This window comes from Phyllobacterium calauticae, assembly GCF_019991125.1.
GTDB lineage: Bacteria > Pseudomonadota > Alphaproteobacteria > Rhizobiales > Rhizobiaceae > Phyllobacterium > Phyllobacterium calauticae.
Genome location: NZ_JAGENB010000002.1, coordinates 279,921 through 304,658, shown reverse-complemented (window position 1 = coordinate 304,658; position 24,738 = coordinate 279,921). Strand labels below are relative to the sequence as shown.

The following is a 24,738-nucleotide window of genomic DNA, read 5'->3' as shown; positions in this document are numbered from 1 at the left end:
ATGATCCGCCACGCAGCCGGTGAAAGCGCCCACCTTATACATGGAATCGACTTTAGTTTTTACATGAATTTAATAATACAAGACATAGATATTCTCTTTTATATTTAAATATTCATATTCAATTCGCATTGCCAGCGGAGAAATTATAAAACTTCTTACAAATAACCTCGTATTACTCAGGCATAAACCATACAATCATAAAGACATTGGTAACTATTATAAAAAATGGTAAGCAAATTAACCAATGCCGAACGTAATAAAAATAGCATAGGGAAATATGAACTCGCCTTTCTGAGGTCCGTGAGTGCAACTGACGAATTTCCATACGCCTGACGCTATCCGTTCCATGTTCGGCATGCGGGGAACGATAAATCCTGCCGTCAAGCGGCGGGTCTACGCTGAACAGATGGATGTGGCGCTGCGACTGGCGCCCTTTACCGTCATCGTGGCCATGAGCGTCGTGTTCGTGGTGGCGTTTGTCTTCTGGGATCAGGGACATAGCCTGTATCTGGGCAGTCTGGCCACCATCGTCACCGTCATGACCGCCGCGTCGCTGTTTGCCTGCTGGCAATGGTACAAGGTGCCAAAGGTCAAGGAGCTTGGCTTCGCCGGCATCAAATACCTGATCATCATATCCGCATGTTACGGCCTGTGCCTGGCCAGCATTCCGCTCATGCTTTTTCTGGAAGCCGACGCCTACCACAGGCTGCTGATCGCCTGCACGGCGGCCGGTCTCATGGCGACCGGCATCGGCGTGGCCGTGGTTCCGCTGGCAGCCATTGCCTTTTCAGGCGCGATCATCACCGGCTCGTTCTTTGCCCTCGCCTCAACCGGCGAGGATTTCTTTCTTTTCATTGCGATCTTGCTGGCCATCTATGCGCTGTTCATCCTGTTCACCATCGTGCACATGAGCAACCTGATCGTCATGCGCACGCTCGACCAGATCAAGGTCGAGCAGCAGAAGGAGGTTATCAGCCTGCTTCTCTATGATTTCGAAGAGAATGCCAGCGACTGGATCTGGGAAACCGACGCCGACCTGAAGCTCCAGCACACCTCGCCGCGCCTGGCACAGATCGCCGAGAAAACCACCAAGCAATTGCAGGGAATGCCCTTCGCGCAACTGTTCAAGGTCGACCAGTCACACGCTGAAGAGGCGGTGAAAGTGGGGTCGATCTGGCAGGCCATTGAAAACCGCACGACCTTCCGCAACCATATATTGCCGATCAAGATAAAGGGCGAAACCCGCTGGTGGTCACTGACCGGCAAGGCCATCTTTGACAATGCCGGGCAGTTCTGCGGTTATCGCGGGGTTGGTTCCGACGTGACAGCGGCAAAGCAGTCGGAAGACAAGCTGTCCTATCTCGCCCGCTATGACGTGCTCACCGATCTGCCGAACAGAACCCTGTTCACCGATCAACTCGCCGAAGCAACCAAGGAACTGGAAACCGGCCTTGCCGGCTTTGCCGTGTTCTGCATCGACCTCGACGAATTCAAGACCGTCAATGACAGCTTCGGCCACGGCATCGGCGACCAGTTGCTGAAGCAGGTCGCGGAGCGTTTGCGCGGCACATCCCCTGCCCGCTACATCGTGGCGCGTCTCTCCGGCGACGAATTTGCGATCCTTGCCCCTGGCGCCGGCCAGCCCGAAGCGACGGCACTGGCGGAAGATCTCGTGCAGCGCATCTCACAGCCATTCTGGATCGATGGCATCCAGATCAACATCCATATCAGCATCGGCATCGCGCTTGCCCCAATGGACAGCGTCAGCGACATCATGCGCTGCGCCGACCTTGCGCTGTACCGCACCAAGAACGAGGGCCGGAACAGCTATCGCTTCTACGAAGTCGAAATGGATGCGCGGATCGAGGCCAAGCGCGCCCTGGCGATGGATTTGCGCGGCGCTCTGGCGCGGGAGGAGTTCATCCTGCATTTCCAGCCGATCGTGTCGGCTATCACGCTCAAGACCGTCGGGTTTGAAACCCTCCTGCGCTGGAAGCATCCGGTGCACGGGTATATTTCTCCGGCCATCTTCATTCCGATTGCGGAAGAGACCGGCAATATCATCCCCCTCGGCGAATGGATCATCCAGGAGGCTTGCAAGACGGCGGTGTCCTGGCCCGACGACATCCATGTGGCGATCAATATTTCCGCGATCCAGTTCCGCCATTCGGATCTCGCCTCCATCGTTCGCGATGCGCTGACAACCAACAAGCTGAAGCCCAACCGCCTGGAACTCGAGATCACCGAATCCGTGTTCCTTGAAGCCAATGTCGCGGCGATTTCCCTGCTGCGGCAGTTCCGGGCAATGGGTGTAAGCATTGCGCTTGACGATTTCGGCACCGGCTACTCCAGCCTGAGCTATCTGCGCAAGATGCCATTCGACAAGATCAAGATCGATCAGTCCTTTGTGCGCGACCTCCCGCACAACAGGGGAAGCCTTGCCATTATCCGTGCGGTGATGGGCCTCGGCGCGAGCATGGGCATGAAGATCACCGCGGAAGGCGTTGAAACCCGTGAACAGCTGGCCTGCCTGCAAAAAGAAGGCTGTGATCAGGTGCAGGGCTTCCTGTTCAGCCCGGCGGAACCGTTTGACAAGACAGCCGACCTCATGTCCTTCGACCGCGACCGCTACGAAGTCGCCAGCTGAGGCGCGTTCTCAAACCTGATGAAGAGAGGAAGCAGCCCGGCAGCTCACGCCTGCCGCTTCGTCTTGTCCTGAACAGTTGGACGATAGCTGGGTGACAGCCGCGAATCCTTTGGCCAGTAGGCCAGGAAGCCCTTGATGACTTCGCCGGGAATATCGAGCGGATTGTACTGATCCCTGTCCACGAACATCAGGGACTGTTCGCCATGGCCGAGCAGGCCTTGCGCTGCGCTGTGGATTTCGTGCTGCAGCGTGACGAATTTGCGGTTGTGCCGGGCGATCTTGATACGAACGCTGATCTGCTCGAATTCCTTCGATTCCCGCCGGTAATCATGGGTGAAGGAACGTGTGAGGATGTAGAAGCGCGTCGTCGCCAGATCGAAATCCGGCATGCAGACATTGAAGAACAATTCGCGCGCCTTGCCGACCCAGCGCACATAATTGGCGAAGTAGACGTTCCCGACCGAATTGGTGTCGTCATAGGTCGGGGTGAGATGCATGACGAACCACTCGCCATCGAAACCATGCGATTGCGATATTTCCTCGCCGCCCGACGTGTTTGTCAGCGGGGCAGTGCTCATCATCCGAATGGGCTGGTCGACGATTTCAACCGGGATCGCCTTCGAGCGGGGCCCCACCAGTTCGATGATGACCGGCAAAGCGCCGATCAAGCCGATGAATGGCGACAGGAACAGGAAGCCGGGTACAGGCTGGATATAGCCGAGAATGAAGATCAGCGACGATCCGCAGCCGATCAGGAAGCTCAGCACTGGATCGAATTTCGGTTTCGCGCCCAATGCCTCGCAAACCAGATTGGCGGACGCGCTGACGAAGAGCGTGGCGAAAGGCATCATGAAATACATGAGCGAAAAGTTTGCCGGTACGGCGGCATAGGCAACCCAGGTCGCGCCGATCAGCAGCCACAGCGGCGACGAGGCAATGCCATCGGGAATAAGCGCCAGCAGCGGACTGTTGCTGCGCATGTTCTTGCCGCGCAGATACCAGTTCGTCGCGCAATAAAAACTGTCGACCGTCGATGTGAGCGCCGCTATCGTCCAGATCGCAAAGGCAATCGCCAGATAGGGCGCACCATTTTCCGCGGCCAGGACAACCGCTGCGGAAACCGACCCTTGCGCGCTCGGCAGACCGTCAATGGAAATGATGCTGCCGATGGGACCGACCGTCGACGCGATGGAAGCATTGAGCAGGAGAAAACCGAAGAACAGCAGGGCACCGGCGCCATAGGCGATCCCGACCGACCCGCCTTCGCGCTTGATATAGACCGCCCGCTGCCAATGCTGGATATCGAGCCACGGGCCGAGCAGGAAGCCGATCACTGTCGGCATGACAAGGCCGTAAAAGCGTGCATCGAACTGCTGGAGCGGGACACCGGGATAATCCGACGTCTGCCGCAGACCGGAAAGCAGCACGAGCCCTGCGGCAACGCCGATCACCGTATAGAGGATATGCAGCTTCTTGATCTGCTCCAGTGAAAGCGCATGGCCGATGGCGCAGGAAGCCAGAAGCAGGAAAGCAACGCCTATTGTCGCGCCCTCGCCCACAATCGGCTGCCACAAATAGGCAACGAAGCCGAAAACCGTCACCACGAGCGCCGCCATCTGGAACAGCAGAAAGACGCCGACATAGCGGTTTTCGATGTCCTTCATGATCTGGTCCGGCGTCCGCTTGCTGCGGCCGAGAATAAAGCCGAACAACCAGAGACCGCCAACGTTCGAGATCGCGAAACCGAAGAAACCAAGCCAGCCATAGGTCAGCGTGACGTGGATGGAATAGAAAAAACCCAGACCCCACAGCCAGGATAGGCCAATTGTAGGCGCCCACATAAGATTTCGCACGAACGTCATGTCTATCCAGCTTTACGAGAGTCGGTGATCGACAACACCAACTTTAATCCACGTTATTCGCTGTAATAAGTCAATGATCTGCTCTTAGCAGTTGCGGAAAGTTTCAAGTTTTTTGCTTTCTTTCCCGTTGCGAATGCAAGCAGCCTTTATCGGGATTTTTACCCAGCGAAGCACGCGAAATACTGCGGGAACGAGGTCGTACACTCATAAAATCTGGTTGAAATGGTATCAAGCCCGCCAGCGCAGATGCGCCGGCGGTGCACTGCCGGGATCAGAGGCCCGCGATCTTTCTCAGGTCGTCCACTGCGCCCGTACCGGCGGCAAGAACCGGTGCGCCCCGGGTCAACGCCTCGCCCTTTGCCGGGAATGGATGGTGCCAGCCGCCTGCTTCCTTGACGAGGCAGTAACCGGCCATGCAGTCCCAGGCATGCATGTAGGGCTCGTAATAGCCGACAAGACGGCCAGCCGCGACATAGGCCAGCATGAGCGCGCCCGATCCGTTGCGGATGAAATTGCCGCCGGCTTCCAGCAGCTTTTCCACCAGCGAGGCAACCACTGCCGGGGTAACGTGGTGATTGGCGCCAATACCCGTCACCGCATTGCGAATGGTCTTGCTCGGATCGATGGCGAGCGCCTTGCCGTTCAGGGTCGCGCCCATTCCGAGCGCCGACGCATAAAGCTCCTCATTGCACGGGACATAGATGACCCCGACCACGATCTCCTCGCCGCGCAGCGCTGCAATCGAGATGCACCAGGTCGGCATGCCATTGACGAACGGGCTGGTGCCGTCGATCGGATCGATCACCCAGGTGAACTCGGAGGTTCCCGCGCTGACGCCATATTCTTCGCCAAGCACCGCATCGCCGGGAAAGGCCGCCGCGATGCGGGCGCGGATCAGTTCTTCCACTTCCCGGTCGGCAATCGAAACCACATCCTGCGGATCGGCCTTGGTCTCGATGACCAGCCGCTCGCGCGCATTGAAATGCGCCAGCGCCACGGCGCCGGCTTCGACAGCCATTTTCTGGGCAAGAGCAAAACGGCCCTGCAACTCGGCTTCGGCATGCGATGTCATGATAGTCCTTTGAAAATGCAGTTTCAGTTGTTGATGATGGCGATGCCGCGATGGTGGAAACCGATGCTGACACTGGTTGCGGGAGGAAGATTGCGGTCAACGGCCGGATCGACGACGAAGAGCGTTCCGGACGCGGTTTCCACTTCATATTCGACGTGATCGCCGAGATAGGCGGCGTGCCGGATGCTACCGGCGAAGGCACCATTCCCACCCGCTTCCAATGTGATCGCATTGGGACGCACGGCGAGCTTCGCCGGTCCCGGCCGGGCGTTGCGGCCCGGCACGGCGTGTTCCAGCGTGCCGACACGGATGATGGCGTTGCCGCCGTCGCTGCGCAGCACTTCACACGGCACCACATTGGCCTCGCCGATGAAATCCGCGATGAAGGATGAAGCCGGTGCTTCGTAAAGCTCGCGCGGCGAGCCCTGCTGGGCGATGATCCCGTCCTGCATGACGATGATCTGGTCGGATACCGCAAGCGCCTCTTCCTGATCATGCGTGACATAAACCGCCGTGAATCCCAGCCGCTGCTGCAACTCGCGGATTTCCGTGCGCACGCGGCGGCGCAGCCGCGCATCGAGATTGGACAGGGGTTCGTCCAGCAGCAGCACCTGCGGCTCCAGAACCAGCGCCCGCGCGACGGCAACACGCTGCTGCTGGCCGCCGGACAATTCCGCCGGAAGGCGCTGGCCGTAGCCGGAAAGACCAACCTGCTTGAGCCCTTCTTCCGCCTTTTCCCGCGCGTCGGATTTCTTCATGCCCGAGGATTCAAGGCCATAGGCGACATTTTCCGCCACCGACATATGCGGAAACAGCGCATAGGACTGGAACACCATCGAGACATCGCGCTCATTGGCGGGAAGCATGGTGACATCCTTGCCGCCGATCAGGATACGGCCGGCGGAGGGGTGCTCCAGCCCCGCCAGCATGCGCAGGGTCGTGGTCTTGCCGCAACCGGACGGCCCGAGCAGCGTGACCAGCGTGCCGGGCTCGATCGTCAGCGAGAGATCGTGAATGGCCGTGAAATTGCCGAACTGCTTTTTGACATTGGAGAAGACGACGGAGCCGGTGCGATGGGTGGTCATGATGCGGCCTTTTCTTGTGGAGCGGCGGAGGGAACGAAGGCTGTCGCAACGCGGTTTTCGCGGCGCAGTTTTCGTTCGCCCACCAGAAGCTGGAAACAGGTGATGATGACGATCATGACGACGATCAGCATCGAGGAGTAGGCCACCGCCACGCCGTACTCGCCGTTTTCGACGAGCCCGACAATATAGGAAGTCGCCATATTATATTCGGCACTTACAAGGAATATGACAGCGCTGATCGAGGTGATGGCGCGCACGAAGGAATAGACCAGCGCCGCCACGATGGCCGGGCGCAACAGTGGCAGGATCACCTTGCGGATGGTGCGGAAACTCGTCGCCCGCAGCGTCAGCGAGGCTTCGTCGAGACTCTTGTCGAGCTGGCTCATCGCCGCCACGCCGCCGCGCACGCCCACGGGCATGTTGCGGAAGACGAAACAGGCGATCAGGATCAGCGCCGTCCCGGTCATCTCCAGCGGCGGCAGGTTGAAGGCCATGATGTAGCTGATGCCGATGACCGTGCCGGGAATGGCAAAACTCATCATCAGGGCAAACTCGAAAATATTTCGTCCAACAAAGCGCTGGCGCACGATGAGATAGGCCGTGAGCAGGCCGACAGCTGCGGTCAGCGGCGCTGAAATCAGCGCGATCTTGATTGTCGTCCAGAACGAGTTCCAGGCAACGCCGGTCCAGGCAATGGCGCCATTGCTGAAGCTGAAGGAGAATGCCCGCTGGTAATGTTCCAGCGTCAGCGTGTTGTCGAGACCCCAGGTGCGCACGAAGCCGCCGAACAGGATCATGCCGTAGATGACGAGCGTGAACAGGATCCACGGAATGACGATGGCGTGGACACCGATCGACAGGGAGCGCGGCAGGGCGATATGCGCGCCGGAATCCCCCTTGCCGGTGACCGTGGCAAAGCTCTTGCCCGCCAGCCAGACGCGCTGAGCCAGAAATGCGGACAATGTGAAGAACAGGAGGATGATCGCAAGCACCGCTGCCCGCGACGGATCGTTCTGCGAACCGACGACGGCGAAGAAGATTTCCGTCGACAAAACGCCGTGGCTGCCGCCGAGCACCAGCGGGTTGCCGAAATCCGCCATGCTTTCGATGAAACCGATGAGAAACGCATTGGCGAGACCGGGTTTCATCAAAGGCAGGGAAACCCGCCAGAAGGTGCGCCAGCGGTCGGCGCGCAAAGTCTGCGATGCCTCTTCCATCGACGGGCTGACGCCCTCGACGACGCCGATCAGGACGAGGAACGAGATCGGCGTGAATGACAGAACCTGTGCGATCCATATGCCGGTGAGGCCGTAGAGCCAGCGGCCGGGCTCAATGCCGAAAAGCTCGGACAATTGCTGCGTCACCACACCGGCGCGGCCGAACAAAAGGATCAGCGCAAGACCGATGACGAAGGGCGGCGTGATGATCGGCAGGATCGTCAGAAGGCGCAGGCCCTTCTTGAACGGGAACCGGGTGCGGGTGGCGACCAGCGCAAAGCACAGGCCAAGGAGAGTGGAACCCGACGCGGCGAGAATGGCGAGGAACAGCGTGCGCCAGGCAATGCCGCAGCGGTTGCCGCCGACCACGCAATCGAGACTCCAGATCGACGGGTCCTGGATATTGCGCACGAACCCGGAAGGGTCGAACGAACCGTCAACGCTCTGGACCGAGCCGATCAGCATGCTGCCGACGGGATAGAACACGAAGATGGCAACGAGGAAGATGAGGAGCGCAATCGACGCGACGACAAAGGCGTCGCCGCGCAGCACGCCGCGTTCGGCCAGCCCGAAGGAAAACATCAGGACGAAGGACAGCGCAACCAGACCGGCGCCCGCGCCCATGGACGGCTGCCCATCGGCGAGCGGCCCGAACAGGCTTTCGCTGATCGCCCAGCTCCAGCCGGTGAAACCGATGGCAAGCCCCTGCAGAACCAGAAAGACAATGCCGGCAGCCCCCGCCCCGATGAGCAGATTGGCACGCAGCGGCGAAACCCGGAACGCCCGTGCAGCCAGTCCCAGCGCGAACAACAGGGCGATGATGGCCAGCGACCAGCGGCCATGGCTGGCGATCTGCACAAGGCCGGGCGCTTCCGCCGAACCGGACGGGAATTTGCCCAGCCAGCCAAGGCCGTAGAATCCGCTTTCGATCCTGTACCACGGCACAAGGGCAAACCCGGCAAGGCCTATACCGAGAGCAATGTTCAATCTCCGGTCGCTACGTTCCATTGTGCTACCCAATACTGTCTTCAATGATGGAAATGGCTGGCGTGCCCGCATGGAAATACCGGGCACGCGAAACTGCTGAACTCAGATCAATTGGCGCTTGCGCCGATTTCCTTGTCCCAGCGGTCAAGCAGTTCCTTGCGCTTGGCCGGATCGCCATAGGTCTTGAAGTCATAATCGATGAGCTTGATGTCTTCGAACTTCGGCGCTTCCGGCGGAACGACCGCCGCCTTGTTCGATGGCAGCTGGAAGGATTTCGCTTCCTTCATGTGCGACTGCACGTCGGCAGACAGCGCCCAGTCATACCATTTCTTCGCTGCATCGAGATTGCGCGCGCCCTTGACGATCGACATGGAGCCGATTTCGTAGCCCGTGCCTTCGCATGGCGCGACGGTTTTCACCGGGAAGCCTTCGACCGTCTGGGCCACCGAGTCATGCATGAAGACGATACCGAGCGCCGTTTCACCGCGCGCCGCGGCCTTCACCGGTGCGGAACCGGACTTCGTATATTGCGAGACATTGGCATTGAGCTTCTTCAGATAGTCATAGGCCTTGTCCTCGCCCATGATCTGCACCAGCGATGCGAGCGCCGTATAGGCTGTTCCCGACGAGTTCGGATTGGCCATCTGGATTTCGCCCTTGTAGGATGGATCGAGCAGATCGGCCCAGCACTTGGCTTCCTTCATGCCCTTTTTCTTGACGATATCGGTGTTGTAGCCCCATCCCAGCGCCCCGGCATAGACGCCGACGGTCTTGTAGCCGGAACTTTCTGCCTGCTTCTTGGCCCAGTCCTGCAACTGGTCGAGCAGCGGCGATTTGTATTCCTGTGTCAGGCCCTCGGACGCGGCCTGCAGATGCGGATCGCCCGTGCCCGCCCACCAGATATCGGTCTTGGGGTTGCGCGCCTCGGCGCGGATTTTTGCATAGGTTTCGCCCGATGACAGGCGCACCATGTTGACCTGAATGCCCGTATCCTTCTCAAACATGCCCTTCATCAGCTCGCAGATGACGACATCCGCCGAGCAGATCAGATTGAGATTGTCCGCCGCACGCGCCTCCATCGGCATCATCTGGATACCGGCGGCAAAAGCAGCAGCAATGGCAAAGACTGAACGCATGAATTTCTCCTCCCTGAAAAAACGGCACCTCCATGCCGCTGCTTGTTTTGCAAGCGTGTGCAAAAGTTTCACATGCGAACAGTTCATGTCAAGCCGGCTTATTGATTTTGTCCGATTAAATTTGAATATGCTTGCCTTGCGGAGAAGAGCAATCGTGTGCAATCTATGGAAAAACCGAATGTTACCCGGGTGGAAATCTCGTTGAACAAGTCATTCATCAGCGCCGAAGACGTTGCAAAAAGAGCCGGTGTGTCGCGCTCGGCGGTTTCACGCACGTTCACCCCCGGCGCCAGTGTGTCCGACGAGACGCGCCGGCGCGTCATCGAAGCGGCGGATGCGCTCGGCTATCACGTCAACCAGCTTGCGCGCGGCCTGATGCGCAGCGAAAGCGGTATTGTCTGTCTCGTTGCCTCGGAAATGGACACGCCCTATCGCGCCCGGCTGGTGCGGGAACTGTCCCATGCGCTGCAGAAGGCCGGCAAGGTCTGCATGATCATCAACACCGACCGCTCTGACGGCAGCGTCGATGCCGCCCTGCGGCAGACGCTCAATTACCGGGCGGACGCGTCGATCCTGCTCTCCGGCCTCCCCGACAAGGCGATCACCAAACTCTGCCTCGACAGCGGGCAGCGCATTGTCCTGATCAACCGGGATGACGAGATCGAAGGGCCGTTCCGCATCAATCTCGATGACAGGCGCGCCGCGCGGGCGGCCGTCCATGCCTTCCTGCGTGCCGGCTGCCGCCGTCTGGCCTTTGCCAATTCGGCCGTCGGCACGCCAAGCCTGATGGCGCGCGAACATGGGTTCATTGCCGCCGCCGCCGAATTCGGGCTGGAGGTGACGGTGATCCGCCATGGCAACACGGTCTATGAGAGCGGGCAGCACATTGCCCGGATGCTGTTCACCGAGCCGACCCGGCCCGATGCGGTGTTCTGCGTCAACGATCTCATGGCGTTCGGGCTGATGGACAGCGCACGCCACGATTTCGGCCTGCGCATTCCGGACGAGCTTTGCGTGACCGGTTTCGACGACATCCCCCAGGCCGACTGGTCGTCCTACGCGCTGACAACATTTGCCCAGCCGGTCGAGGACATCGTCAGAACCAGTGTGGAGTGGCTGACCAATGACGCCGACGAGTCCGGATTGGACAACCGCTCCGTCAGCCTGCACGCATCGATGGTCTGGCGCAAAACCATCCGCACGCCGGGCCGATAGAACCGCCTAATCCGTGGAAAAACTGCCCCAGACACGCACCCTGCCGCGTCCGGCGCGCTTTGCTTCGTAGAGAGCCCGGTCTGCCAGGTTCACCAATGCATCCGCGCCGTCCTGCGTGGCGGCGGGCAACTGTGCAAGCGCGCTGATACCGATACTGACCGATGTCCGGCCTGCCGGAACATCCTCTTGATCCAGATGCAGGCCGGCGACGGCCTCCAGCAAGGTCGTGGCAATGTCCGCCGCCTCATCGATACTGGCGCCCGGCAGCAGCGCCGCAAACTCTTCGCCGCCGAAACGCGCGACAAGGCCGGTACCCTTCCCGATCACCTTGCTGAGGACACGCCCCACCTGCACGAGGCACCGGTCCCCGGCGAGATGACCATACACATCATTATAGGCCTTGAAGTAGTCGATATCGATCATCAGCAAGGCCAGCGGCTGCCCGTGATCACTCGCCCGCTCGTATTCCCGCTTGAGCAGGCGGCTGAACTTGCGCCGGTTCGGCAGGCTGGTCAGATGATCGCTTTCCGACAGCTTTTTCAGTTTCCGGTTGGCTTCGAGCAGCTTCTGCTCCAGCTCCATCCGCAACCGCACGGTTGAGGACAGCTCTTCTTCAATCTGTTTCTGGCTGCTGATGTCGACGCTGGTTGCCAGCAGCCGCAGCGGCGATCCGTCGGGGCCATATTCGACGATCTTGCCGCGGCTGAGTATCCACGCCTCGCCGCCATTGCCGTGCGGCACCCGGTAAACCGCTTCGAAATGCGGTTTCCGGCCGCTGACAACATCTTCGAATGCCTGGATCGTGCGGGCCTTGTCATCGGGATGCACGATGTCCCACGCCACGTTCTCCGCCGCCGGGCTGGCCGGGTCCAGCCCGAGCAGGGTCCGGTATTGCGGCGAACGCCAGACCCGGTTCGTCGCAATATTCATATCCCATATCCATTGCCCGGCACTCTCGAGCGCATAGGTCGTGCGCTGCTCGATTTCGGCCAATCGCTCGGAAATCTTCGTCATGGTGGTGATATTGGTGTAGGCCACCGAAATTCCCGCCACTTCCCCAAGATCATTGGTCACCGGAGCCGCAGAAATCATCAGCGTTTCAGCGCCCCGCTGCATCGTGTGATCGGGAATGGGCTTTTCCTTCAGGGCAGCGATCAGGCTGGCGCGCAGCAAGGCGGCGTGGTCGGGCACCACATCCTCCACCGACCGGCCAACCGCATGATCGCTGCTGACATCAAGCATCCGGGAAAGCTGATCGTTGACCGTGACAAAGATACCGTCGCGATTGAGGTAGCAAAGCCCGACCGGGACCCTGTCATAGACGGCTTCAATCTGGAGCAAGCGGTCGCCACCACGCTCATTCTGGGTGTCGAACGGTGAGTTTCGCGACTTACTCGATGGCATTACGCAATCTTCGCTCCTCTGCATTCACCCACCGCAGTATGTCTACTTTGGCGACGGGAGAGCCGGAGCGTCAAGTTAAATACTGCAATCTAAGGTTAATTATCGTTCAGCTGTTCAACCTTGTTACAGGCCGATAAAGCAGTGGGCTAAGCGATCTGGATGCGCTGCTGCTTCTCGAACCGCTTGACCAACCGGTCGCGCTTGAGCCTCGACAGCCGGTACAGCCAGAAAATGCCGTCGAGCTGATCAATCTCGTGCTGCAGGCAAACCGCAAGCAGCCCGTCCGCTTCCTGCGTCTGCGCCGTGCCGGATATATCCTGATAGCGTATGCGGATTGCCGCCGGACGTTCGACCTCGTCATTCATGCCGGGCATCGACACGCTGCCCTCCATGTTCCTGGCCGCAACATCGGATGACCATTCGATCGACGGATTGATGTAGGACCGCACGCCCTGACCATCCGCAAGCTCGATGACAACGACACGTTTGAGGACACCGATATGCGGCGCGGTTATGCCGATGCCCGGCGCATCCCGCATCGTGTCGAGAAGATCGGCAACGAGGTGCTGCAAACCGTCATCGAATACGGTGACAATGTCTGCCCTCGCCCGCAGATCGGGATGGGGGAATTTCAGAATCCTGCGGATCGTCATATCGATACTCCAGCCGGGCCGCGTGGCAGATCAGCAACGCACCGGCTTCCTGTTGCCTCAAACCGGTGCCTGAATGCAAGCTTGCTTTACAAGCGGCACCCCGCCCGATAATCCACAGGGGAATACTGCGGTCTTCGTTATCCGACGGACTGACCCAACGAGGCTGATGCATGTCCTCCAGCGAAACCGAGATCAAGCAACAGGTTCTGCCCAAGGGCGCGCTGTATATGACGCTGCTGGCTTTGGCCACGACGATTGCCTCGTTCATCGTCATGATGGGCATCACCAGCATCTCGCCGACGAAAGAGATAACCCAGCTCATCATCGCGGCCAACACCATTTCGATCCTGCTGCTGGTCTACCTGTCCTATGCCACGGTGCGCAAACTCTTCCTGTTCAAGAACAAGGAAAAGCACAATGACCTGCACACCAACATTGCCTTCATCTTTGCACTGATCGCATCGATTCCGTCGATCATCGTGGCCTGTTTTTCCCTGATCATCCTCGACAACCGGCTGAATTCATGGATCAATGTCGACAACAACAAGATCATCGACATGTCCATCAAGGCCGCGCAGTCCTATACCGAGGACAATGCGCAGAACCTTTTGACCACGACCCTGTCCATGGTCATCGAGCTCGACCAGCGGCGCATGCTTTTCAGCCTGGATCGCGGCGCCTTTTCCGACTGGCTGACCTATGATGCCGGCCGCAACAACCTTTTGGGCGCATCGCTGGTCGATTCGAGCGGCACGCCCGTCGTCAGCGCCAGCCTCATCAACGACCATACCTTGCCGCCGGTGCCCCTGTCGGCCCTGCGCGGCGCCGCCGGCGACCGGCCGGTGCTGATCCCGCCGGGCGCCACCAATCTCGTCGGTGCGGTGATCAAGACGCAGGCCCTGCCCGATCTCTATCTCTACACCGTGCGCACGATCGATCCCTCGGCCCTCAACAACATGCGGATCATGACCGACAACAACAGCGAGTACCAATCGCTGGCCAGCAACCGCAAGAACACGCAGATCGCCTATGCGCTGCTTTACATCGAACTGACGCTGCTGCTGCTGCTCACCGCCGTCTGGACGGGCATCGCGGTAGCCAACCGCGTGGTCCAGCCGATCCGCCTGCTGATCGGGGCGGCGGAAGAAGTGGCAACCGGCGATTTCGACGTCTCGGTTCCCGTGCGCGGCTCCGATGGCGACATCGGCTCGCTGTCCCTCACCTTCAACAACATGGTGCAGCAGCTGAAGACCCAGCACAACGACCTGATTTCCGCCAAGGAGCAGATCGACGAGCGCCGGCGTTTTACCGAAGCCGTGCTTTCGGGGGTGACCGCCGGGGTGATCAGCGTCAACACGGAAGGCGACATTGCCGTCATCAACCGGCCGGCGGAAACCATGCTGCTGGGTGATCACGTCTCCACCATCGGCAGCAACCTGACGGAGCTCCTGCCGGAATTCGGCGAAGTGTTCACCACGGCGCGTGACAGCGGCCGCTCGTCGAGCCGCAAGCAGATCGCCATGACCCGCAACGGCGTCGCCCGCTCCTTCAACGTCCAGATCACCCGGGAAGATGCGGACACGCACAACACATCCTACGTGGTGACCGTCGACGACATCACCGATCTGGTGGCCGCGCACCGCTCCTCCGCCTGGGCCGATGTGGCCCGGCGCATCGCCCACGAGATCAAGAATCCGCTGACACCCATTCAGCTTTCCGCCGAACGGCTGCGCCGCCGCTATGGCAAGGTGATTACCGAGGACCGCGAGGTTTTCGACCAGTGCACCGAGACCATCATCCGGCAGGTCGGGGATATCGGCCGCATGGTGGACGAGTTTTCCGAATTCGCCCGCATGCCCAAGCCGCAACTGGCGGCGACCGACATCCGCGATGTGCTGCGCGATGCATCGTTCCTCGTCGAAATCAGCAACAGCCAGATCAAGTTTGCCCACGAATTCGCCGACGAACCGCTGATCGGCAATTTCGACAGCCGCCTTTTGGGGCAGGCATTCGGCAACATCATCAAGAACGCGTCGGAATCCATCGATGCGGTGCTGCAGTCGGGCGTCATCAGCGAAGGTCATATATTGGTGCGGGCCATGGCTGCCGGTCCCTCCATCGTTGCCGAGGTGCTGGACAACGGCAAGGGCCTGCCGGCTGAGAACCGCCACCAGCTGCTGGAGCCCTACGTGACCACCCGCGAAAAGGGAACGGGACTTGGCCTGGCCATCGTCAAGAAGATTGTCGAGGATCACGGCGGGCAACTGGAAATGCACGACGCACCGGCCAGTTTCCATGCCGGGCGCGGTGCCCTTGTACGAATGGTCTTTCCAAGAGTGGTCGTTTAACGAAAAGTTAACGCAATTTCACGGCTCCGATATCAAATGTGATGATTCTGTGGCGGACAACAAATTGAGCGGCACACCCAAAAGTGTTATTGTCTGCTTGCTGTTATCCGGATGGCTGAACACCCGTTCCGCACGCTCCGGCAGCAGGACATGAATCACTCCGAGCAAAAACGATCGTTGGCCATCAGAGTCAGCGGCGGGTGTTCGTGATCCTTGAGAACGCGCCGGATTATCCGGCTACGCTCAACAGGAGGCAGGCGATGCGACACGTTAAGGAAAATGGCGATTTATCCAATTGGATGACATGCTCGGTCATTTTGTTCGGCGCACTGATGGTGACTGCGGTTATCCTTGCAATCTGATCATCCGATAAATATCGCAAATCAATCTCCGGCGATACGCGAGCGAGCGTATCGCCCTTGATTGCTGTTTTGCCGGCGCACCCTTCCACCCCGTGACATCGCACTTGCGGCCGGTGCGATCACCTTCCCGTTACTACCTCTGGTAAGCACCGCTTTTCTGTGCCAACAATCGCATACGCTGCGTTGACTTTGACACCTGTCCCACGGGATGCGGATAACCGAGGAGCGGCCGAATGATAGCCCTGAATATAAACGGCGAAGAGCGCAATGTGGATGTGCCGGAGGATATGCCTCTGCTCTGGGTGCTGCGTGACGTGATTGGCCTGACCGGCACCAAGTTCGGCTGCGGCATTGCCCAGTGCGGCGCCTGCACCGTGCAGCTGGACGGGCGGCCCGTGCGCTCCTGCGTCCTGCCTGTCGCTTCTGTCGGTGCCCGCAAGGTCACGACGATCGAGGCCATCGGCGCAACGCCGGCGGGCAAGAAGATTCAGGACGCCTGGCTTGATCTGGAGGTCATCCAGTGCGGCTACTGCCAGTCCGGGCAGATCATGTCTGCCTCGGCCCTGCTCGATCGCAATCCTGACCCCAGCGACCGGGATATTGATGCTGCCATGTCCGGCAACATCTGCCGGTGCGGCACCTACACCCGGATACGAGCGGCGATAAAGCAGGCCGCGAAGGCCTGAGGAAATGGAGATAGCCAGCATGAGCAAGCCATCCTCCTCCCCGAAAACAGCCACCTCGCGCCGCGCCTTCCTGCAGGGCGGCGGACTGCTTCTGGGATTTGCATTGTTCGGCGCAGGCATCAAACCGGTGCTTGCGGCGAGCACCGCACAGCCGGTTGACGGCGATGTCACCGCCGCCTTTGCGCCCGATGCCTTCATCCGCATCGGCACGGACGGGCTGATCACCCTCATCCTTCCCAATATCGAAATGGGCCAGGGCACCCATACCGGCGAAGCGACGCTGATTGCCGAGGAACTGGAAGTCAGCCTCGATCAGGTGAAGGCCGTCGATGCGCCGCCGAACGACAAGCTCTACGCCACGGCAGCTTTGGGCGGACAGGCGACCGGCGGCTCCACCTCCATGCGTGCCACGTGGGAGCCCCTGCGCAAGGCCGGTGCAACCGCGCGGATGATGCTGGTTGCCGCAGCCGCTGCGGAATGGTCTGTACCTGTGAGCGAATGCGTGGCCAGGCTTGGCGTGGTGAGCCACCAGCCAACCGGACGCCAGCTTGCCTATGGCGCGCTTGCCGACGCGGCAGCCAGGCAACCCGTGCCTGCCGAGGTAAAACTGAAGGACCAGAAGGATTTCCAGCTGATCGGCAAGTCGAGCCGAAGGCTGGACACGCCGGGCAAGGTCAACGGCGCCGTGAAATACGGGATCGATATCCGCGTGCCTGACATGAAGGTGGCAACCGTCGCCGCCTGCCCTGTCCTCGGCGGCAAGCTCGGCGACGTCGACGACAAGGCGGCGCGCGCCATTCCCGGCGTGCGCGATGTCGTCCGGCTGGACAATGCCGTCGCCGTGATCGGCGATCATTTCTGGGCAGCCAAGAAGGGCCTTGAAGCCCTCGACATCACCTGGGTCGAAGGGGCGAACGCCAACCTTGCCAGTGCCAACATCATGGCGGCGCTGAAAGCTGCGTCCGAACGCAAGAAGCCGATCATGGCGCGCCAGGAAGGCGATGTGGACGGCAGGATGAAAGCCGCCGCCACGAAGGTCGAGGCGACCTACGAGCTGCCATTCCTTGCCCATGCCCCGATGGAGCCGATCAACTGTGTCGTGCATGTGCGGCCCGACGAGTGCGAAATCTGGGTCGGCACGCAGGTCCCGGCTATCGCGCAAGGGCTTGCTGCGAAAGTGACCGGCTTTCCGCTGGAGAAAGTCATCCTGCACAACCAGCTCATCGGCGGCGGCTTCGGCCGGCGTCTCGTGGCGGAATCCGTCGCGCAGGCTGTCGCCATCGCCAAGCAGGTGAGCTATCCCGTCAAAATCATCTGGACCCGCGAAGAGGACATCCAGCACGACCTCTACCGCCCCGCCTATTACGACCGCATAGCCGCCGGGCTGGGTGCCGACGGATTGCCGACCGTCTGGGTCGACCATGTGGCCGGCGGCTCAGTGCTCGGAAACTACATCCCGGGCGGCTGGCCCGAGGACAAGCTTGACGATGACGCGGTCGAAGGCGCGGCCAAGCCACCCTACGACCTGCCGGTCATTCAGGTCGACTGGGTGCGCGAGGACCCGCCTGTTCCCATCACCTGGTGGCGCGGGGTCGGCCCCACGCACAATGTCTTCGTGGTTGAAAGCTTCATGGATGAACTCGCCCATGCGGCGGGCAAGGACCCGGTGGAATATCGCCGCGCCCTGACCAGAAACCAGCCGCGTGCGGCGGGCGTGCTTGAACTTGTCGCCGAGAAATCCGGCTGGGGAACGCCGCTTGCCGCCGGCATGGGCCGCGGCATCTCCCTGCACGATGCCTTTGGCAGCTACATGGCCGCGGTGCTGGAAATCTCGGTTTCTCCGGCAGGCGAAATCACGCTGCACCGCGCCATTGTGGCCGTCGATTGCGGCATCACCATCAACCCCAATACGGTGGAAGCCCAGATCGAAGGCGGCCTGATCTTCGGTCTTTCCGCCGCGCTCTACAGCGGCATCACCTTCACCGATGGCCGCGTCGACCAGAGCAATTTCCACGACTACCGCATCCTGCGCAACAATGAAGCGCCGAAGATCGAAATCCACCACGTCAAGAGCAGCGAATCCCCGGGGGGTATCGGCGAGACCGCAACGGTTTCGGCGGCGCCCGCCCTTGCCAATGCCATCTTCGCGGCCACAGGCAAGCGCCTGCGCACGCTCCCCTTCAACCGCGACGCGTTGAAAACCGACGGCACCGACAAGAAAAGCGTGTCGATGATTCCTCCGCTCGCGGCCCCTCTGGCGGCAGCATTGGCGAGCGCAAAGCCGGCCGATACCGAACTCGAAAAGCTGTGAGACCCTGAATCATGAAAAGACTCGGCCTCCTCCTGCTCGCCGCCGTGGTTGTCATTGCGGCAGGCGTGGCGATCTTCCTGTTCAAGCCGGCCTCCTTGCCGGATGTTTCCGCGGCACAGGCGAAGCTGCCGACAGGACAGGCGCTGATCGATCGCGGCGAATATCTCACCCGCGCCGCCGATTGCGTTGCCTGCCACACCACCGCCGGTGGCAAGCCTTATGCCGGAGGTCTCGCTTTCAAACTGCCGTTCGGCACCATCTATTCGCCCAATATCACGGCGGACAAGGATACCGGCATCGGCAATTGGAGCGATGCGGAATTCGTGCGTGCGCTGCATCAGGGCATCGACAAGGACGGGCAGAATCTCTACCCCGCCTTTTCCTATGCCGCCTATGCCCAGATGACCACGGAAGATGCACTGGCGATCAAGGCCTATCTCTTCAGCCTGCCGCCGATCAAGGCCGACGCGCCGAAAAACCAACTGGGGTTCCCCTTCAACCAGCGCTACGTCATGCGCTTCTGGAACCTGCTTTTCGTGCCGAGCGGCCCGCTGCAGCCTGACCCCGCACAGACGGCTGAATGGAACAGAGGCGCTTATCTGGTCGAAGCCATGGCCCATTGCGGCGAATGCCACACCCCGCGCAATATCTTCTATGCAGTCGACAACGGCAAGAAGTTTGCCGGAGCCGAACTGCAGGGCTGGAAGGCCTACAATATCAGCTCGGACAAGCGCACCGGCATCGGCGGCTGGAGCGACCAGCAGCTCTTCGACTACCTCTCGAAGGGCCACGCGGAAAATCGCGGCGCCGCCACCGGCAGCATGGGGGAAGCGGTCGACTTCAGCCTGCGCCATCTGACGCCGGAAGACATCAAGGCCATCGTCACCTATGTGAAATCAGTGCCGCCCCAGACATCAACCGACAAGGCCGTGGTCGAAGCGGAACCCGCTGCTCTCACCGCGTCCACCGCCTATGCCCCGGCTGCGGACGCGGCAACGCAGGATGGGCTTGGGCTGAAGCTTTTCCAGGGTGCCTGTGCCAGCTGTCACGGCTGGAACGGCGAGGGTCTGCAAACACCGTATGCCGCGCTGAAAGGCAGCCGAACGGTCAACGATCCCGACGGCACCAACCTCATACAGGTCATCCTCAAGGGCGCACACATGACCACGCCGCAAGGCAGGCAGTCCATGCCGGCCTTCGCCAATGCCTATTCGGATGTCGAGATCGCGGCACTCAGCAATTATGTGCTGGGGCATTTCGGTGGCAAGCAATCGGCCATTACCCCGGCGGATGTGGCCAAGGCGCGCACGCAATAGACTGAAAGGCAGGATATGAGAGATAACCCTTGATTTAGGGAATGATCTTTCCCTATATTAGGGCATGACCGAAACCACCGCATCAGACACCATGCGCGGCCGTGGCCGCCCCCGCGAATTCGATATGAACGAAGCGCTCGACAAGGCTTTGCGCGTCTTCAGCGAACGCGGCTACCACGCCACCTCGATCGGCAATCTGACCGACGCCATGCAATTGGCTTCAGGCAGCGTCTACAAGGCGTTCAAGGACAAGCGCGGCGTGTTTCTGGCCGCCTTTGACCGGTACCGGACCGTGCGCAGCGGCAAGCTGCGCGCCGTCATCGATACGGACAAGATGGGCTATGAACGCATCCGCGACGCCCTGACCCTCTATGCCGATGTCTCACATGGCCAGACAGGGAAATTGGGCTGCCTTGTCGTCAGTTGCGCCAGCGAGCTGGCAACGTTCGATCCGGAGGTCGCGAAAAAAGTCGCGGCTGCCATGGATAGCAATGAAGCCGTGCTGCGGGACCTGATCGGGCTGGGCCAGAATGACGGCTCGGTGCCTGCCCATGTCGATGGCAAGGCGACGGCGCGGCTGCTGCTCTGTCTGGTCCAGGGCATGCGCGTTGTCGGAAAAACCGGCCGTACACGCGAAGAAATGATGGCCGCCGTGACCGTGGCCATGAAAACCCTGACCTGATCGCATCCATCAATAAACGCTCAATTCCCTCCCAAGGAGTTATTCATGTCCTCCCCCCATTCAGACACCCCGTCTGATCATCCGGCCATTTCCCCGTGGTTGACGCTGCTGCTCGCGACCGCCTGCGGGCTGATTGCCGCCAACCTCTATTACGGCCAGCCGCTGGCCGGGCCCATCAGCGCGGAACTTGGCATGTCACCGGCAGCCGCCGGCCTCATCGTCACGCTGACGCAGATCGGCTACGGCCTCGGCCTGCTGCTGATCGTGCCGCTGGGCGATCTCTTCGAAAACCGCCGCCTGATCCTGACCGTCATTTTCGCCGGTGCCGCGGCGCTGCTCGCTGCCGGACTGGTTACCCATCCCCTGCCGTTCCTCGCCGCCGCCCTCTTCATCGGGCTCGGCTCGGTCGCCGTACAGATCCTCGTCCCCTATGCCGCCCACATGGCTCCGGAAGCCGCACGCGGCAAGGTTGTCGGCAATGTCGTCAGCGGCCTGATGCTGGGCATCATGCTGGCGCGCCCCGCCTCCAGCTTCATCGCGCAGTTTTCCTCGTGGCACGTGGTGTTCTACCTCTCCTCCGCCGCGATGATCGTCCTGATGATCGTGCTGGCATTGGCCCTGCCGAAGCGGGTTCCCGCCTCGAAACTCGCCTACCGCCACCTGCTGTCATCCATGGGCCGCCTGGCGGTGACAACGCCGATCCTGCAGCGCCGCGCGCTGTATCAGGCCTGCATGTTCGGAGCCTTCAGCGTGTTCTGGACCACGACACCGCTGCTGCTGGCCGGACCGGAATTCGGCCTGTCGCAGGGTGGCATTGCCCTGTTTGCGCTGGCAGGTGTTGCCGGCGCCATTGCCGCCCCCATTGCCGGACGCTGGGCCGATCGCGGCCTGACGCGCCCGGCAACGATCTTTGCCTTGCTGCTGGTATCGGCATCGTTTCTGATGACGCATCTGGCGCCGCATGGCTCGGCACTGGCGCTCGGCCTGCTCACGGCAGCCGCCATCCTGCTCGACTTTGGCGTCACCACCAATCTCGTGCTGGGACAGCGGGCGATCTTCTCGCTCGGACCGGAATACCGCAACCGCCTGAACGGGCTTTACATGGCGACATTCTTTGCCGGCGGTGCCATCGGTTCGGCCGTCGGCGGCTGGGCCTTTGCCCATGGCGGCTGGTGGCTGACCTCCTGGATCGGCTTTGCCCTTCCGGTGCTCGCGCTTCTCTACTTCACCACGGAAAAGCGCGCCGTGCTGGTGCCCGCCACATGAAACTCAATGTGGGGCTGCCAAAGCCCCGCAGCCCGGCACGTCCTCCAGCCGGTAATAGACCGGGATACCCCGCTCATTGGCAAGGCGGACATCATTGTCCGCCCCCTTTGAATCGCCGGGCAGGCGCAGGATCGCATCGCACAGCGCGATCAGCCGCCCGGCCGCCGGATGGAATATCTGGTCGTAGAGCGCATCGCCGATCGTCTTGCCGCCCGCCGCATGCCATACGGGCAAGGCCACCCATTCGCCGATCATCGGCAGATGTCCGGCCTGAAACAGCGGCCAGGACACTTCCTCCAGCCGCTTGAGATTGTCAGCCATCTTGCCGGCATCGTCATTGGTTCCGGACCGGTATGGCCCGGCGATCAGAATAAGCATGTTCTTCTCCGTATGTTTTGTGAGGATCAAGCGAAAATGTGCAGGGCGGCGTGCTGCAGCAGCATGATTGTCTTGCCGTCCTGAATGGCGCCGCGGCCGATCATGGCCAGCGCCTGGGCAAAGGGCAGTTCGAGGACATCGATATCCTCACCCTCGGCTGCTTCGCCGCCGCCATCCGAAACCTGGTCCGACGAGGTGTATTCCCCGACAAAGAAATAGAGCTTTTCGGTCACCGACCCCGGACTCATGAAGGCTTCGAAGACTTTGCGCACATGCTGCACGCGATAGCCTGTCTCCTCCTCCGCTTCCTTGCGGATGCGCTCCTCCGGCGAGATATTGTCGAGCAGCCCGGCGGGCGCCTCGATCAACAGCTCGCCGCAGCCATTGACGAAGGCGGGATAGCGGAACTGGCGCGTCAGGATGACCGTGCGCCGCGCCCTGTCAAAGAGCAGGATCACCGCGCCATTGCCGCGATCATAGGTTTCCCGGTTCTGCGTCTGCCACGTGCCGTCGCGGCGCAGATAATCGAATGTCGTCTTTTTCAGCACGAACCAGTCATCGGCAAGAATTTTCACGGTCCGGACACGGACACGGTCGGCAAGCTTGGTCATTGGGCACCACCATGGGACAGGATTGGCTTGATAAAGCGTGCAACTTCGTGCAGAGTCAAGAAATATCGTGCAATATTTTGAGGACCACATGCTGACGCAACAGCGCAAGGCGCATATTCTCGCGGTTCTGAAGGACACTGGACAGGTCGTCGCCAAGACCCTGAGCGAGCAACTCAACCTGTCGGAAGATACGATCCGCCGGGATTTGCGCGAGCTGGCGGCGGAGGGACTGTTGCAGCGGGTGCATGGCGGAGCTCTGCCCGCCTCGCCTGCCCTTGCCGACTTTTCGGGACGCCAGGCCATTGCCACCGATGGAAAGAAAGCCATCGGCCGCGCCGCGGCAGCCATGATCCGACCCGGACAGGTTGTGTTTGTCGACGGCGGCACGACGGCCGTGCAGCTCGTCCGCCATTTGCAGCCGGGGCTCGAGGCAACCATCGTCACCCATAGCCCCAGCATTGCCGTCGAGCTCGTTGCTCATCCCGGCATGACGGTGGAGATGATCGGCGGGCGGCTGTTCAAACATTCTGTCGTCGCCGTGGGTGCATCGGCCATCGAATCCATCGCCCGATTCCGTGCCGACATCTATTTTATGGGCGTCACCGGCATTCACCCGGAAATCGGCCTGACGACAGGCGATTCCGAAGAAGCTGTCATCAAGCGAGCCTTGTCCCGCCATGCGGCGGAAACCATCGTTCTCGCCTCCTCCGAAAAACTGGGAGCCGCATCGCCTTACGTGATTTTGCCGATGAATGAAGCACAGGGCCTGGTTGTTGAACGCAGCACGGCGGAGGAAACCATCGCAGCCTACCGCAAGGCGGGGATGACCGTCACCAAGGCTTAGAGCCCGTCCTGTTCCAATAGAGAAAGGAAGGGCTCTAGAGGTCAGCCTCGTTTTCGGCAATCAGGTTCATCACCTGGTCAAACGGCTCGCGCGAGCGCAGCATCCGCGCCAATATCCAGGCACCTTCCAGCGACACCAGAATTTTCATGGCGAATGCCCGCGCGTCCTTGTCAGGGTGAAACCGCGCGATCTGTTCGGCGAAACTGCTGATCCAGCCTTCCATGACGTCCTTGATCGCCAGCGACAGCCGCTCGGATTTTGGCGTGGTATCCAGAAGCACGCTTGTGATGGGACAGCCGAGGGTCCAGCCGGAGGCCTCGAATGAATCGTAGAGACGCGCGATCATCAGTTCCGCCCCGGCCCGGAACGTCGGCGCATCGCGAAAACTCTTGTTCAGGACGTGAATGATGTAACCGCCGGCACTGCGCACCGCGTGCTCGGCCAGTTCTTCCTTGCCGCCGGGAAAGTGGAAGTAGAAGGATCCCTTCGGAGCCTTTGCCTTGGCGATGATCTCGGTCAATCCCACACCGTGGTAGCCGTGCGCCTGGAACAGGACGACGGCAGTATCGATAAAGCGGGTCTTTGCATCTGATGGACGTGGCATGGGCCGCATTATGCATGTTGTATGGCGATCGGTCTAGTGCTAGGTTCTATGG

The 24,738-nt window shown here is 60.6% G+C and carries 19 protein-coding genes; 9 read left to right on the top strand and 10 right to left on the bottom strand.

Annotated features, from left to right (window positions below; translation table 11 throughout):
- Positions 1 to 304: 304 nt before the first annotated feature.
- Positions 305 to 2,647 carry a putative bifunctional diguanylate cyclase/phosphodiesterase gene (locus tag J1W56_RS07415; RefSeq protein WP_223612678.1) on the top strand — a complete coding sequence of 781 codons (2,343 nt, stop codon included), beginning with the start codon at positions 305 to 307 and terminating at the stop codon, positions 2,645 to 2,647.
- 44 nt (positions 2,648 to 2,691) lie between these two features.
- Here the strand turns inward: J1W56_RS07415 and J1W56_RS07410 are convergent, their stop codons facing one another.
- The 5 genes from J1W56_RS07410 to J1W56_RS07390 all read right to left on the bottom strand — a co-directional run bounded on the left by J1W56_RS07410 (position 2,692) and on the right by J1W56_RS07390 (position 10,006).
- On the bottom strand, positions 2,692 to 4,488 hold the full coding sequence (locus J1W56_RS07410; RefSeq protein ID WP_223612677.1) for an acyl-CoA thioesterase: 1,797 nt from the start codon (positions 4,486 to 4,488) through the stop codon (positions 2,692 to 2,694).
- A gap of 292 nt (positions 4,489 to 4,780) precedes the next feature.
- Complete coding sequence (locus J1W56_RS07405; protein WP_223612676.1) at positions 4,781 to 5,581, bottom strand: inositol monophosphatase family protein; 801 nt, start codon at positions 5,579 to 5,581, stop codon at positions 4,781 to 4,783.
- A 23-nt stretch (positions 5,582 to 5,604) separates the two neighbouring features.
- Positions 5,605 to 6,666, bottom strand: coding sequence for an ABC transporter ATP-binding protein (locus J1W56_RS07400; protein WP_223612675.1), 1,062 nt, complete (start codon positions 6,664 to 6,666; stop codon positions 5,605 to 5,607).
- A complete protein-coding gene (locus J1W56_RS07395; RefSeq protein ID WP_223612674.1) occupies positions 6,663 to 8,891 on the bottom strand; it encodes an ABC transporter permease in 2,229 nt (742 codons plus the stop codon). The genes J1W56_RS07400 and J1W56_RS07395 overlap by 4 nt, the downstream gene beginning before the upstream one ends.
- Before the next feature lie 86 nt (positions 8,892 to 8,977).
- A complete protein-coding gene (locus tag J1W56_RS07390) occupies positions 8,978 to 10,006 on the bottom strand; it encodes an ABC transporter substrate-binding protein (RefSeq protein WP_223612673.1) in 1,029 nt (342 codons plus the stop codon).
- Positions 10,007 to 10,207: 201 nt separating this feature from the next.
- On the opposite strand from J1W56_RS07390, the gene J1W56_RS07385 reads away from it, so the two are divergent.
- Complete coding sequence (locus J1W56_RS07385; RefSeq protein ID WP_404928109.1) at positions 10,208 to 11,221, top strand: LacI family DNA-binding transcriptional regulator; 1,014 nt, start codon at positions 10,208 to 10,210, stop codon at positions 11,219 to 11,221.
- A gap of 6 nt (positions 11,222 to 11,227) precedes the next feature.
- On the opposite strand, the gene J1W56_RS07380 is transcribed toward J1W56_RS07385, so the two are convergent.
- A complete protein-coding gene (locus J1W56_RS07380) occupies positions 11,228 to 12,625 on the bottom strand; it encodes a sensor domain-containing diguanylate cyclase (RefSeq protein WP_223612671.1) in 1,398 nt (465 codons plus the stop codon).
- A gap of 146 nt (positions 12,626 to 12,771) precedes the next feature.
- Positions 12,772 to 13,278, bottom strand: coding sequence for a peptide deformylase (locus tag J1W56_RS07375; protein ID WP_223612670.1), 507 nt, complete (start codon positions 13,276 to 13,278; stop codon positions 12,772 to 12,774).
- Positions 13,279 to 13,448: 170 nt separating this feature from the next.
- Here J1W56_RS07375 and J1W56_RS07370 point away from each other — a divergent pair, with 170 nt between their 5' ends.
- The 6 genes from J1W56_RS07370 to J1W56_RS07345 all read left to right on the top strand — a co-directional run bounded on the left by J1W56_RS07370 (position 13,449) and on the right by J1W56_RS07345 (position 22,249).
- Complete coding sequence (locus tag J1W56_RS07370; protein WP_223612669.1) at positions 13,449 to 15,626, top strand: sensor histidine kinase; 2,178 nt, start codon at positions 13,449 to 13,451, stop codon at positions 15,624 to 15,626.
- 595 nt (positions 15,627 to 16,221) lie between these two features.
- Complete coding sequence (locus J1W56_RS07365; protein ID WP_223612668.1) at positions 16,222 to 16,674, top strand: (2Fe-2S)-binding protein; 453 nt, start codon at positions 16,222 to 16,224, stop codon at positions 16,672 to 16,674.
- Positions 16,675 to 16,693: 19 nt separating this feature from the next.
- The gene (locus tag J1W56_RS07360; RefSeq protein WP_223612667.1) at positions 16,694 to 18,985 is read left to right on the top strand and encodes a xanthine dehydrogenase family protein molybdopterin-binding subunit; all 2,292 of its coding nucleotides are present in this window, start codon (positions 16,694 to 16,696) and stop codon (positions 18,983 to 18,985) included.
- An 11-nt stretch (positions 18,986 to 18,996) separates the two neighbouring features.
- Positions 18,997 to 20,301 carry a c-type cytochrome gene (locus J1W56_RS07355; protein ID WP_223612666.1) on the top strand — a complete coding sequence of 435 codons (1,305 nt, stop codon included), beginning with the start codon at positions 18,997 to 18,999 and terminating at the stop codon, positions 20,299 to 20,301.
- Positions 20,302 to 20,365: 64 nt separating this feature from the next.
- Positions 20,366 to 20,983 carry a TetR/AcrR family transcriptional regulator gene (locus tag J1W56_RS07350; RefSeq protein WP_223612665.1) on the top strand — a complete coding sequence of 206 codons (618 nt, stop codon included), beginning with the start codon at positions 20,366 to 20,368 and terminating at the stop codon, positions 20,981 to 20,983.
- A gap of 45 nt (positions 20,984 to 21,028) precedes the next feature.
- Positions 21,029 to 22,249, top strand: a complete 1,221-nt coding sequence (locus tag J1W56_RS07345) for an MFS transporter (protein WP_223612664.1) — start codon at positions 21,029 to 21,031, stop codon at positions 22,247 to 22,249.
- A gap of 3 nt (positions 22,250 to 22,252) precedes the next feature.
- On the opposite strand, the gene J1W56_RS07340 is transcribed toward J1W56_RS07345, so the two are convergent.
- A complete protein-coding gene (locus J1W56_RS07340; protein WP_223612663.1) occupies positions 22,253 to 22,627 on the bottom strand; it encodes a DUF4406 domain-containing protein in 375 nt (124 codons plus the stop codon).
- Positions 22,628 to 22,653: 26 nt separating this feature from the next.
- The gene (locus J1W56_RS07335; RefSeq protein ID WP_223612662.1) at positions 22,654 to 23,238 is read right to left on the bottom strand and encodes an NUDIX domain-containing protein; all 585 of its coding nucleotides are present in this window, start codon (positions 23,236 to 23,238) and stop codon (positions 22,654 to 22,656) included.
- Positions 23,239 to 23,326: 88 nt separating this feature from the next.
- Here J1W56_RS07335 and J1W56_RS07330 point away from each other — a divergent pair, with 88 nt between their 5' ends.
- On the top strand, positions 23,327 to 24,082 hold the full coding sequence (locus J1W56_RS07330; RefSeq protein ID WP_223612661.1) for a DeoR/GlpR family DNA-binding transcription regulator: 756 nt from the start codon (positions 23,327 to 23,329) through the stop codon (positions 24,080 to 24,082).
- 34 nt (positions 24,083 to 24,116) lie between these two features.
- On the opposite strand, the gene J1W56_RS07325 is transcribed toward J1W56_RS07330, so the two are convergent.
- A complete protein-coding gene (locus J1W56_RS07325; RefSeq protein WP_223612660.1) occupies positions 24,117 to 24,686 on the bottom strand; it encodes a TetR/AcrR family transcriptional regulator in 570 nt (189 codons plus the stop codon).
- Positions 24,687 to 24,738 lie beyond the last annotated feature (52 nt).